Here is a 12,693-nt window from a genome sequence, read left to right as displayed (position 1 = left end):
CTGTCGCCGCTGTGCGTTTTTGCCGGGCTGCGGCTGCGTAACGTGGCATCACTGCGCGCAAAGACGCCGGGCCCGATCGCCATCCCCATAAAAAGAATCTGCCGAGGAAACCACCATGAAACGACTGATTTGCACCTGCTTGCTGGCACTCACCAGCAGCACCCTCATTGCCGGCAGTGCACTCGCAGCGGATGCGGCTGAATGCCAAAACGTGCGTCTGGGCGTGGTCAATTGGACCGACGTTATGGCCACCAGCGCCATGACCCAAGTGTTGCTCGACGGTCTGGGCTACAAAACCAAGCAGACCAGCGCATCGCAACAAATCATTTTTGCCGGCATCCGCGATCAGCGCCTGGACATGTTCCTGGGCTACTGGGATCCCCTGATGACCCAAACCATCAGCCCGTTCGTAAAAGCCAACCAACTTCGCGTACTACCTGAGCCGAGCCTTAAAGACGCCCGCGCTACCTTGGCCGTTCCGACTTATCTGGCCGACAAGGGTCTGAAAACCTTCGCCGATATTGCTAAATTCAAGAAAGAACTGGGCGGCAAAATCTACGGCATCGAACCGGGTTCAGGCGCCAACACTCAGATCAAGGAAATGATCGCCAAGAACCAGTTTGGTCTTGGCGACTTCCAACTGGTTGAGTCCGGCGAAGCCGGGATGCTGTCGGCAGTAACCCGAGCAGTGAACCGCAACGAAGCTATTGTGTTCTTCGGCTGGGCGCCACACCCGATGAACGTCAATCAGAAAATGACCTACCTCACCGGCAGCGACAATGCGTTGGGGCCGAACGAAGGCGAGGCCAAAGTCTGGACCGTCACCGCGCCGGATTACGCTCAGCGATGCCCGAACGTCGAAAAGTTGCTGACCAACTTGACGTTCACCGCTGAAGAAGAGAGCCGGATGATGCAGCCGCTGCTGGACCATAAAGACGCTATAGCGTCGGCCAAACAATGGCTCAAAGATCACCCGCAAGACCTGCAACGTTGGCTTGCCGGGGTGAAAACTTTTGATGGCAAAGACGCTGCCACCAACCTGCAACTGACCAGCAATCCTTGATCTGATCGTGCATACCGATCCGCAGTCGCTTTCTCGGCTGCGGACGGGGCAACAACATCCCAAACTATTTAAAACCCGCCTGTAAGGAATTCTGAAATGAACCATGACGTCATCATCACCTGCGCACTCACCGGTGCTGGCGACACGACCGGGAGAAGCCACCTTGTCCCGATCACTCCGAAACAAATCGCTGCTGCTGCGGTTGAAGCTGCCAAAGCTGGCGCGACCGTGGTTCATTGCCATGTGCGCGATCCGGAAACCGGCAAATTCAGCCGCGACGTAGCGCTATACCGCGAAGTGATGGAGCGCATTCGCGAAGCCGACATCGACATCATCGTCAACCTCACGGCAGGCATGGGCGGTGACCTGGAGATCGGCGCGGGTGAAAACCCGATGGAGTTTGGCCCGAACACCGATTTAATTGGTCCACTGGCGCGCCTGGCCCACGTTGAAGCGTTGTTGCCGGAAATCTGCACCCTCGATTGCGGCACCCTTAACTTCGGCGATGGCGATACGATTTACGTCTCTACCCCAGCCCAATTGCGCGCTGGGGCCAAACGTATTCAAGAGCTGGGCGTGAAAGCCGAGCTGGAAATTTTCGACACCGGTCATTTGTGGTTCGCCAAGCAGATGATCAAAGAAGGTTTGCTGGATAACCCACTGTTTCAGCTGTGCCTGGGTATTCCATGGGGCGCACCGGCAGATACCACCACCATGAAAGCCATGGTCGATAACTTGCCGGAAAATGCGGTGTGGGCAGGTTTTGGAATTGGCCGCATGCAGATGCCGATGGCGGCCCAAGCGGTATTGCTTGGCGGCAACGTGCGGGTCGGCCTGGAAGACAACATCTGGCTGGATCGCGGCGTACTGGCCAGCAATGGCGCACTGGTTGAACGCGCCTCTGAAATCCTCAGCCGCCTGGGCGCTCGGGTCATGACCCCGGCTGAAGGCCGCATCAAAATGGGCCTGACCAAGCGCGGCTGATGCAATTCCCTGTACCGATGACATACAGCATTCAGGAACACACAATGACTTTTATTACCGACATCAAAACCTTCGCCGCCCTCGGCAGTGGCGTTATCGGCAGCGGCTGGGTTTCTCGCGCGCTGGCCCACGGCCTGGACGTTGTGGCTTGGGACCCGGCACCAGGCGCAGAAGCTGCTCTGCGTACACGCGTGGCCAATGCTTGGCCAGCGCTGGAGAAGAATGGCTTGGCCCAAGGCGCTTCGCAAGATCGCCTGCGCTTTGTCACGACTATCGAAGAATGTGTGTGCGATGCCGACTTCATTCAAGAAAGCGCGCCTGAGCGTCTGGACCTGAAACTTGAGCTGCACGCCAAAATCAGTGCCGCCGCCAAGCCCAACGCCCTGATCGGCTCCAGCACTTCAGGTCTGCTGCCGAGTGATTTCTACGAAGGCGCTACCCATCCTGAGCGCTGCGTGGTCGGTCACCCATTCAACCCGGTTTACTTGCTGCCACTGGTTGAAGTAGTCGGCGGCAAACATACCTCGCCTGAAGCTGTGCAAGCCGCTATCAGTATTTATAAATCATTAGGAATGCGTCCGTTGCACGTACGCAAGGAAGTCCCCGGCTTCATTGCCGACCGTTTACTGGAAGCGCTGTGGCGTGAAGCCTTGCACTTGGTCAATGACGGCGTTGCGACAACTGGCGAAATTGACGATGCGATCCGCTTCGGTGCTGGACTGCGCTGGTCCTTCATGGGTACGTTCCTGACTTACACACTCGCTGGCGGTGACGCTGGCATGCGCCACTTCATGGCCCAATTCGGTCCGGCGTTGAAACTACCGTGGACCTATTTGCCCGCACCAGAACTGACCGACAAGCTGATTGATGATGTGGTTGATGGCACCACCGAACAGCTCGGCGAACACAGCATCGCGGCTCTTGAACGCTATCGCGATGACTGCCTGATGGCCGTGCTGGAGGCAGTGAAGACGACCAAGGCCAAGCATGGAATGGCATTCAGCGACTGATGCAGACTGGATAATCTTCCGACATTGCACTAAACCTGTGGGGGTCGGCTTGCCGAGGAAGGCGGTGGACCAGGCGTCACTGAGTCAATCCATTCGCAGGCAAGCCTGCTCCTATAGGTTTTTGCTTTATTTAAGACTGATGGAATTTCCACCATGCCAGCACTTACCACCTACAAAACCCCGATCCTGGCCGACTGGGTCGATTACAACGGACATCTGCGTGATGCGTTTTATCTGTTGATTTTCAGCTACGCGACCGATGCCTTTATGGAGCACCTGGGTTTGGACAGCGATAACCGAGAAACCAGCGGCCATTCGTTGTTCACACTGGAATGTCACCTGAACTACCTGCACGAAGTGAAACTGGGCGAAGAGGTAGAAGTGCGCACGCAAATCGTCGGTCATGACCGTAAACGCGTGCACCTCTACCACAGCCTGCACAAACCCGGCAGCGACGATGCACTGGCTGCCAATGAGCAAATGTTATTGCACGTCAACCTAGCAGGGCCACGCTCGGCGCCTTTCAGCGAATCAGCGCTGAGCACCTTGCACGCCATGACCAATGAACAACAAGACTTACCGACACCTATCTGGATTGGCCGCGTAATAGCCCTGCCCGCCTGACAAACGCCATAAAAAAACCCGCATCGCTGCGGGTTTTTTCAATCAACCGGAACTCAGTTGACCTTGGCTTTCAGCTCGCCAGCTGCGTAACGCTGGTACATTTTTTCCAGCGAAATTGGCTTGATTTTCGAGGCGTTGCCGGCGGTGCCGAACGCTTCATAACGAGCGATGCAGATGTCGCGCATGGCAATGATAGTCGCGCCAAAGAATTTACGCGGGTCAAATTCGCTCGGGTTGGTTGCCATCAAACGACGGATAGCGCCAGTAGAGGCCAAACGTAAGTCGGTGTCGATGTTGACCTTACGCACGCCGTACTTGATGCCTTCGACGATTTCTTCAACTGGTACGCCGTAGGTCTCTTTGATATCGCCGCCGTATTCGTTAATGATTTTTAGCCATTCCTGCGGCACTGAAGATGAACCGTGCATGACCAGGTGAGTGTTGGGAATACGCGCGTGAATCGCTTTGATCCGATCAATCGCCAAGGTGTCGCCGGTGGGCGGCTTGGTGAACTTGTACGCGCCGTGGCTGGTGCCGATAGCAATGGCCAGAGCATCGACCTGAGTCTTCTTCACGAAGTCAGCAGCTTCTTCCGGGTCGGTCAACAGTTGGCTGTGATCAAGCACGCCTTCTGCGCCTACACCGTCTTCTTCGCCAGCCATACCGGTTTCCAGAGAACCCAGGCAACCCAACTCGCCTTCAACCGAAACACCACAGGCGTGAGCCATGGCCACGGTTTGCTGTGTCACGCGTACGTTGTACTCGTAGTCAGTCGGGGTCTTGCCATCTTCGGCCAGGGAACCGTCCATCATCACTGAGCTGAAGCCCAGTTGAATGGAGCGCTGGCAGATGTCAGGGCTGGTACCGTGATCCTGGTGCATGACCACCGGGATATGCGGGAACTCTTCGATTGCCGCGAGAATCAAGTGACGCAGGAACGGAGCACCTGCATATTTACGTGCGCCGGCCGAAGCCTGAACGATCACCGGGGAATTGGTCTTGTCAGCCGCTTCCATAATGGCGCGCATCTGTTCCAGGTTGTTGACGTTGAAGGCGGGGACTCCGTAGCCGAATTCGGCTGCGTGGTCCAACATCTGGCGCATGCTGATAAGTGCCATATTAGATCTCTCTCCCGGTAGGGTCGTTAATTCGTGCGAGCCTGCCTGATCGGTGGCTGCGATTCAATTTTTTTGCGCATGTTACACGTAAGTGCGCTTACTCGGTCCTCAAGCAACAAGCCCGTTTTAAAGCGCCTTGCAACCGCGGCCAATCAAATCATTGGTGGCAACCCAGTAAACCAGGCCTTCATCACCTTTTATGTGAAACGCTAAAACTCCATCGCTGTAAAGCTCACCGGAAGAACCCGGCTCGGGCTTTAAACGATAGACCTTGTCGCTACCCAGTAGGCGAAGATCAATCTCAGTTTTTGCGCTGTCGGCATAACGCCATAGCAGCGCGGCCTTGCTATCACACACCCAATTGGTCCAAGTGTCCGATTCCGGCACTGTCGGGCTCATGCTGGCGCAACCGCCAAGCACTGCAAGTGTTACGAGGGCGAATAGGCCTTTCATACCGTCTCCTGGTCGCCCCATGAAGCCTGACAAGTGCCAGTCACTTCGGTCGATCAGGGGCAATTCTGTTCTTTATTGCGATCATCAGTGGGCTCACCCGTGGCTTGCGCCTCAACCCGCTGATCATTTTGAGTCGTTGGCACGTCAACCTTCGCCGGGACGAGTACCTCGCAGGCCCGGGAATGCGTGCCGGAACTCATACAACCGGCCAATAACATACAACTGAACAACGTGATGAAAGCAACTTTCATGGCGAAACTCCTTCTTCTAAAAAGTAATCACTCCTACAAAGACCACTGCCAATCACCAACGTTGCCAAACCCACCGTCAAACGTCCCAAAACAGGCGTTTAACGACATCCTGAAGCTGCCCCTTTAGACGCAACGTCGTATTTTTCCAAGGCCTCCTGCCCGCCACGCTTATAGATAATCGGAACGGTCTCCGCTTGCCAGCCCGACTGATAACAACTCATGTACAACACTTGAGGCGCGACGGACACCTCATCGGCTTCCGGTGCGCCGGCACAGCCGGCCATCAGGCCGGTAATGATAAACAGCGGTAACCCTTTGACCATGTCACTGCCCTCTACCAAGCCTTTTTTTCAGCCCTTGGCACGTTGCTCCAACACTTCAACGGCGGGCAACACTTTACCTTCAACAAACTCAAGGAACGCACCGCCGCCCGTAGAAATGTAGGAGATTTGATCTGCTATGCCGTATTTATCGATGGCTGCCAGCGTGTCGCCGCCGCCCGCGATGGAGAATGCCGAACTCTCGGCAATCGCCTTGGCCAAAGTTTTGGTGCCTTCACCAAATTGATCGAATTCGAACACGCCCACTGGGCCGTTCCACAAAATGGTTTTGGAGGTTTTCAACAATTGAGCAAAGTGCGCGGCGGTTTGCGGGCCGATGTCGAGAATCATGTCGTCATCGGCCACATCTGCGACCAGCTTCACCGTCGCTACCGCGCTTTCAGCAAACTGCTTGGCGACTACTACGTCGGTCGGCAGGGGCACGCTGACCTTGGCAGCAATGGCACGCGCCGTGTCCAGCAAGTCTGGCTCATAGAGCGATTTACCCACGTTGTGCCCAGCCGCTGCGAGGAAGGTGTTGGCGATGCCACCACCGACGATCAATTGATTGCATATCGAGCTAAGGCTGTTGAGTACATCAAGCTTGGTGGAAACTTTGGAGCCAGCAACGATGGCAGCCATCGGCTGAGCTGGCGCGCTCAGGGCTTTGCCCAACGCATCCAGTTCGGCAGCCAACAACGGCCCGGCCACTGCCACTTTGGCAAACTTGGCGACGCCGTGGGTCGAACCTTCGGCGCGATGCGCGGTGCCGAAAGCGTCCATCACGAACACATCGCACAGAGCAGCGTATTTGTGCGCCAGCTCGTCGGTGTTTTTCTTCTCGCCCTTGTTGAAGCGCACGTTTTCGAACAGCACGATGTCGCCGGCCTTGATCTCGAAACCGTCCAGATAGTCGGCCACCAACGGCACTTCACGGCCCAAAGCTTTGCTCAGGTAGTCGGCAACCGGCTTGAGGCTGTTTTCCGCCGAGAACTCACCTTCGGTTGGACGGCCCAGATGCGAACAAACCATGACAGCCGCGCCTTTTTCCAGCGCCAACTTAATGGTCGGCAAAGAAGCCACGATTCGCGCGTCACTGGTTACCACGCCGTCTTTCAACGGGACATTGAGGTCTTCGCGGATCAATACACGCTTACCTTGCAGGTCGAGGTCGGTCATTTTCAACACGGTCATGAGGCAATCCCTGTTTTATTGTGGGTGATGCACGGCGTTCAGATAGTGATCGGCAACGTCGAGCATTCGATTGGCAAAACCCCACTCGTTATCGAACCAAGCCAGCAAGTTCACCAGCCGTGGGCCGGAAACGCGGGTCTGACTGGCATCGACAATGGCCGAGTGGGGGTCATGGTTGAAATCACAACTGGCATGCGGCAATTCGGTGTACGCCACCAGCCCTTTCAACGGGCCGCTGGTGGCGGCCTCACGCAGGATCCGGTTGATCTCGGCAGCATCGGTATCGCGCGCAACTTGCATCGTGATGTCGAGGCACGAGACGTTGACCGTCGGGACACGCACAGCTTTGGCCTGAATTCGCCCGGCAAGTTCCGGCAACAGCCGTTCAATGCCGCGTGCTAGACCAGTGGACACCGGAATAATCGACTGAAACGCCGAACGGGTGCGTCGCAGGTCTTCATGGTGATACGCATCAATGACCGGCTGATCATTCATCGCCGAGTGAATCGTAGTGATCGTGATGTATTCCAACCCAAGGGCCTGGTCCAGCAAGCGCAGCAATGGCACGCTGCAATTGGTGGTGCAGGACGCCGCGGATACCAGCAATTCACTGCCGGTCAGCTTTTGCTGATTGATGCCATAGACGATGGTGGCGTCGACATCCGCTTCGCTGGCCATCGGTTGCGAGAACAGCACGCGGGGCGCACCGGCATCGAGAAAACGCTGGCCATCGGTGCGCGTGTGAAACGCGCCCGAGCATTCAAGTACCAGATCAACGCCCAACCCGGCCCAGTCGATGCCTTCCGGAATCGCGCTGCGCAGGACTTTGATACGGTGATCATTAATGTGCAGGTAGTCGCCTTCGACCCGCACGTCGCCGGGGAAGCGACCGTGGGTGGAATCGAAGCGCGTGAGGTATTCCACACTGGCCATGTCCGCCAGATCGTTGATCGCAACCACTTGAAAACCGGCTTTCGCCCCTCGCTCACACAGCGCACGCAAGACACAACGACCGATGCGGCCGTAGCCGTTTAAAGCAACTTTGTAGAGGCGTGGTTGTGGCTGAGGCATGGGGTTCTCACAGGCGGGTATTGGACCTGTGGGAGCAGGCTTGCCGGCGAATCAGACGACGCGGTAGATCTGGGTGACCCGCATCAAGCTATCGCAAACAAGCCTGCTCCCACAGGAGTGTGGCAGTGTCGTAAGACCGTAATTAGTCTTCCAACAGTTCTTCAGCCGTACTCAGGATGTTTTCCAGGGTGAAGCCGAACTCTTCAAACAAGAGGTTCGCAGGCGCCGACTCGCCGAAGGTAGTCATGCCGATGACACGACCTTCCAGGCCTACATATTTGTACCAGTAGTCTGCGTGAGCAGCTTCGATGGCAATACGCGCGCTGACTTGCAGCGGCAGCACGGTTTGCTTGTACATAGCGTCCTGAGCTTCGAAGACGCTGGTGCACGGCATGGACACCACGCGCACGTTGCGACCTTGTGCCGACAATTGATCATAAGCCAGTACCGCCAGACCCACCTCAGAACCGGTAGCAATCAGGATCAGCTCCGGCTCGCCGACGCAATCACGCAGCACGTAACCACCACGGGCGATGTCGGCCAGCTGGGTAGCGTTGCGCGATTGGTGCGTCAGGTTCTGGCGCGAGAAGATCATCGCCGACGGCCCATCGTTACGTTCGATAGCGTACTTCCAGGCCACTGCTGTTTCAACGGCATCGGCTGGGCGCCAAGTATCGAGGTTCGGCGTGGTGCGCAGGCTGGTCAACTGCTCGATTGGCTGGTGTGTCGGGCCGTCTTCGCCTAGACCGATAGAGTCGTGAGTAAACACATAGATCACGCGCTTCTTCATCAACGAAGACATACGCACCGCATTACGGGCATATTCCATGAAGATCAGAAAGGTTGCGCCATACGGAACAAAACCACCGTGTAACGCGATGCCATTCATCATGGCGCCCATGCCGAACTCGCGTACACCGTAATGCAGGTAATTGCCGTTGGCGTCTTCGCCAGTGATGCTCTTGCAGCCTTTCCAGATCGTCAGGTTGGAACCGGCCAGGTCAGCCGAACCGCCGAGGAACTCAGGCAGTAACGGGCCCATCGCGTTCAGTGCATTCTGGCTGGCTTTGCGGCTGGCGATGGTCTCGCCCTTGGCGTTGACTTCAGCGATATACGCAGCCGACTTCGAGGCAAAATCAGCCGGCAACTCACCGCTCATGCGGCGAATCAGTTCGTTGGCTAATTCAGGAAACTCACCCGCGTAGGCAGCGAACCGCTGGTCCCAGTCAGCCTCCACCGCCAAACCGGATTCTTTGGCACTCCATTCGGCATAGATGTCAGCCGGGATTTCGAAAGGACCGTAGTTCCATTTCAACGCGGCACGGGTCAAGGCGATTTCGTCGGCACCCAGTGGAGCACCGTGACAATCTTCCTTACCTTGCTTGTTCGGCGAACCAAAACCGATAGTGGTCTTGCAGCAGATCAGCGTTGGTTGGGCGCTTTTACGAGCGGTTTCGATAGCAACCTTGATTTCATCAGCATCGTGACCGTCGACATTTCGGATCACTTGCCAGTTGTAAGCCTCAAAACGTTTTGGGGTGTCGTCAGTGAACCAGCCTTCAACTTCGCCATCAATCGAAATGCCGTTGTCATCGTAGAACGCGATCAGCTTGCCCAAACCCAAGGTGCCAGCTAACGAGCTGACTTCATGGGAAATGCCTTCCATCATGCAGCCATCGCCTAGAAACACGTAGGTGTGGTGATCAACAATGTCATGGCCTGGGCGGTTGAACTGCTCGGCCAGCACTTTTTCGGCGAGGGCAAAACCGACGGCGTTAGCCAGCCCCTGGCCCAGTGGACCGGTGGTGGTTTCGACGCCTGGGGTGTAGCCATATTCGGGGTGGCCCGGCGTGCGACTGTGCAGTTGACGAAAATTCTTCAGGTCGTCAATCGACAAGTCATAACCGGTCAGGTGCAACAGCGAGTAAACCAGCATCGAACCGTGGCCGTTGGACATGATGAAGCGGTCACGGTCGGCGAACGACGGATTGCTCGGGTTGTGCTTGAGGAAGTCACGCCACAGCACCTCGGCGATATCCGCCATGCCCATAGGGGCACCGGGATGGCCGCTGTTGGCTTTTTGCACGGCATCCATGCTTAGGGCACGAATGGCATTGGCACGCTCACGACGGCTGGGCATCGCTGATCTCCTGGGGCTGAAAAGAATGGGATCTGAAAAAGGGGAGCATTTTCCCTCACGCACTGCTTGGGGGCAATCACAGAACGTGTTTTTCCTGCAATTCAAGCCTGCGGACTTGCTAACGGGCGCTCTTAAAAAGGGCGTGGCGCCGACGCCAGTCGTAAAACGCCACTTATCGACCAATATCAAAACTTTTTGATATTGCACTTGCGAGTCGACCAGTCGCTCTCTAGACTGCCGCCCTATGAACTTACGCGTGCCTGCCATTCGCCATGAATACAGTGACGACTTGGCCGCCTTGTGCAAAGCCGGGGGCGATCCGCTGCGACTCAATGTGCTGCGCGCCTTGGCCAACGATTCATTTGGCGTTTTAGAGTTGGCGCAAATTTTTGCCATCGGCCAATCCGGCATGAGCCACCATTTAAAGGTGCTGTCTCAAGCGGAACTGGTGGCGACGCGCCGCGAAGGCAATGCGATTTTTTACCGTCGCGCCCTGCCCCACGTAGGACTACCGGGCGGCCGGTTACATGCGGCGCTGCTCGACGAAGCCGATGATTTGACCTTGCCGGGCGACGTCCAGGCGCGTATCAGCCTGGTGCATCGGCAGCGAGCAGCCGCCAGCCAGGATTTTTTTGCCCGAATTGCGGAAAAGTTTCGCGCCCAGCAAGACTTGATCGCCGGTTTACCGCAATACCGCGAGAGCCTATTGTCGCTGCTGGACAAACTCAGCTTCGGCCACGACGCAACGGCGGTGGAAGTGGGTCCCGGCGACGGTGGATTCTTGCCCGAGCTGGCACGGCGTTTTCGTCACGTCACTGCACTGGATAACAGTCCGGCAATGCTGGAGCTGGCCCGTCAGGTGTGCAAACGCGAAGCGCTGGGTAATGTCGAGTTGCAACTGGCCGACGCCTTGAGCGACGCCGATGTACGCGCCGATTGCGTGGTGCTGAATATGGTGCTGCACCATTTCGCCGCGCCAGCCGAAGCATTGAAACAGCTTGGTCGTTTGCTGCAACCAGGCGGTAGCTTATTAGTGACAGAGTTGTGTAGCCACAACCAGAGTTGGGCCAAGGAGGCCTGCGGCGATCTTTGGTTGGGTTTTGAACAGGATGATCTGGCCCGTTGGGCCATCGCTGCGGGACTTGTTCCCGGGGAAAGCCTCTATGTAGGCCTACGTAATGGTTTCCAGATTCAGGTTCGCCACTTTCAGCGACCCACTGGCGACACTCACAATCGGTACAATTCAGGAAACCCGTCCAGATGAGCGAATACTCCCTTTTCACCTCCGAATCCGTGTCTGAAGGGCATCCGGACAAAATTGCCGACCAGATTTCCGATGCGGTTCTGGACGCCATTATTGCCGAAGACAAGTTTGCCCGCGTGGCCTGCGAGACACTGGTGAAAACCGGCGTAGCAATCATCGCCGGTGAAGTGACCACATCTGCCTGGGTCGACCTCGAAGACATCGTGCGTAACGTAATCATCGATATTGGCTACAACAGTTCCGACGTCGGCTTTGACGGCGCGACCTGCGCGGTGATGAACATCATTGGCAAGCAATCGGTAGACATCGCCCAAGGCGTTGACCGCAGCAAGCCGGAAGATCAAGGCGCTGGAGATCAGGGCTTAATGTTTGGCTATGCCAGCAACGAGACCGACGTCTTGATGCCTGCGCCGATCACCTTCTCCCACGCGCTGGTCAAGCGTCAGGCCGAAGCCCGCAAATCCGGCCTGTTGCCATGGTTGCGTCCGGATGCCAAATCCCAGGTCACGTGCCGCTATGAGAACGGCAAGGTCGTGGGCATCGATGCCATCGTATTGTCGACCCAGCACAACCCTGAAGTGAGTTACAAAGACCTGCGTGAAGGCGTGATGGAACTGATCGTCAAACATGCGCTGCCCGCTCATTTGTTGCACAAAGACACCCAGTTCCACATCAACCCGACTGGCAACTTCATCATCGGTGGCCCGGTGGGCGACTGCGGCCTGACCGGTCGCAAGATCATCGTCGACACCTACGGCGGCATGGCCCGTCACGGCGGCGGCGCGTTCTCCGGCAAAGATCCATCGAAGGTTGACCGTTCCGCCGCCTACGCCGGTCGTTACGTGGCAAAAAACATCGTCGCCGCAGGCCTGGCTGAGCGCTGCGAAATTCAGGTGTCCTACGCCATCGGCGTCGCACAACCCACTTCAATCTCGTTGAACACTTTCGGAACCGGGAAGCTCTCCGATGACCTGATCATCAAGCTGGTTCGCGAGCACTTCGACCTGCGTCCTTACGCGATCACCACCATGCTTGACCTGCTGCACCCGATGTACCAAGCCACTGCTGCCTACGGTCACTTCGGCCGCACCCCGGTAGAAATGACTGTCGGTGATGACACTTTCACCGCTTTCACTTGGGAAAAAACCGACCGCGCCGACGGCCTGCGCGCTGCTGCTGGTTTGTAATACGCGTTAGCTTC

13 protein-coding genes are annotated in these 12,693 nt (G+C 56.7%); 6 read left to right on the top strand and 7 right to left on the bottom strand.

Going from position 1 to position 12,693, the window contains the following annotated elements; genetic code table 11:
- Positions 1 to 115: 115 nt before the first annotated feature.
- From choX to QN378_RS18915, 4 genes are all read left to right on the top strand, one after another.
- Complete coding sequence (gene choX, locus QN378_RS18930; RefSeq protein ID WP_323550683.1) at positions 116 to 1,063, top strand: choline ABC transporter substrate-binding protein; 948 nt, start codon at positions 116 to 118, stop codon at positions 1,061 to 1,063.
- Positions 1,064 to 1,159: 96 nt separating this feature from the next.
- Entirely contained in the window at positions 1,160 to 2,047 is an 888-nt protein-coding gene (locus QN378_RS18925; RefSeq protein WP_322206294.1) for a 3-keto-5-aminohexanoate cleavage protein, read from the top strand.
- A 44-nt stretch (positions 2,048 to 2,091) separates the two neighbouring features.
- Positions 2,092 to 3,057: an L-carnitine dehydrogenase gene (locus QN378_RS18920; protein ID WP_322206293.1), complete on the top strand. Its 966-nt coding sequence runs from the start codon at positions 2,092 to 2,094 to the stop codon at positions 3,055 to 3,057.
- Between the two features lie 153 nt (positions 3,058 to 3,210).
- Entirely contained in the window at positions 3,211 to 3,681 is a 471-nt protein-coding gene (locus QN378_RS18915; RefSeq protein WP_323550682.1) for a thioesterase family protein, read from the top strand.
- 53 nt (positions 3,682 to 3,734) lie between these two features.
- Here the strand turns inward: QN378_RS18915 and fba are convergent, their stop codons facing one another.
- The 7 genes from fba to tkt all read right to left on the bottom strand — a co-directional run bounded on the left by fba (position 3,735) and on the right by tkt (position 10,228).
- On the bottom strand, positions 3,735 to 4,799 hold the full coding sequence (fba, locus tag QN378_RS18910; RefSeq protein ID WP_299828244.1) for a class II fructose-bisphosphate aldolase: 1,065 nt from the start codon (positions 4,797 to 4,799) through the stop codon (positions 3,735 to 3,737).
- Between the two features lie 126 nt (positions 4,800 to 4,925).
- Entirely contained in the window at positions 4,926 to 5,252 is a 327-nt protein-coding gene (locus QN378_RS18905) for an MliC family protein (RefSeq protein ID WP_322206291.1), read from the bottom strand.
- A gap of 53 nt (positions 5,253 to 5,305) precedes the next feature.
- Positions 5,306 to 5,503, bottom strand: coding sequence for a hypothetical protein (locus QN378_RS18900; protein WP_322206290.1), 198 nt, complete (start codon positions 5,501 to 5,503; stop codon positions 5,306 to 5,308).
- A gap of 98 nt (positions 5,504 to 5,601) precedes the next feature.
- Entirely contained in the window at positions 5,602 to 5,826 is a 225-nt protein-coding gene (locus tag QN378_RS18895) for a hypothetical protein (protein ID WP_323550681.1), read from the bottom strand.
- A gap of 27 nt (positions 5,827 to 5,853) precedes the next feature.
- Positions 5,854 to 7,017 carry a phosphoglycerate kinase gene (locus tag QN378_RS18890; RefSeq protein WP_322206288.1) on the bottom strand — a complete coding sequence of 388 codons (1,164 nt, stop codon included), beginning with the start codon at positions 7,015 to 7,017 and terminating at the stop codon, positions 5,854 to 5,856.
- A 15-nt stretch (positions 7,018 to 7,032) separates the two neighbouring features.
- Complete coding sequence (gene epd / locus QN378_RS18885) at positions 7,033 to 8,088, bottom strand: erythrose-4-phosphate dehydrogenase (protein ID WP_322206287.1); 1,056 nt, start codon at positions 8,086 to 8,088, stop codon at positions 7,033 to 7,035.
- A gap of 142 nt (positions 8,089 to 8,230) precedes the next feature.
- A complete protein-coding gene (gene tkt / locus QN378_RS18880; protein WP_322206286.1) occupies positions 8,231 to 10,228 on the bottom strand; it encodes a transketolase in 1,998 nt (665 codons plus the stop codon).
- A gap of 244 nt (positions 10,229 to 10,472) precedes the next feature.
- Here tkt and QN378_RS18875 point away from each other — a divergent pair, with 244 nt between their 5' ends.
- Entirely contained in the window at positions 10,473 to 11,492 is a 1,020-nt protein-coding gene (locus QN378_RS18875) for a metalloregulator ArsR/SmtB family transcription factor (protein ID WP_323550680.1), read from the top strand.
- The gene (gene metK / locus QN378_RS18870) at positions 11,489 to 12,679 is read left to right on the top strand and encodes a methionine adenosyltransferase (RefSeq protein ID WP_322206284.1); all 1,191 of its coding nucleotides are present in this window, start codon (positions 11,489 to 11,491) and stop codon (positions 12,677 to 12,679) included. Before QN378_RS18875 ends, metK begins: the two co-directional genes overlap by 4 nt.
- Positions 12,680 to 12,693: the final 14 nt, after the last annotated feature.

It is taken from the genome of Pseudomonas sp. 10S5 (assembly GCF_035019745.1).
Classification (GTDB): Bacteria; Pseudomonadota; Gammaproteobacteria; order Pseudomonadales; family Pseudomonadaceae; genus Aquipseudomonas.
This window is presented reverse-complemented; position numbering and strand designations above follow the sequence as displayed.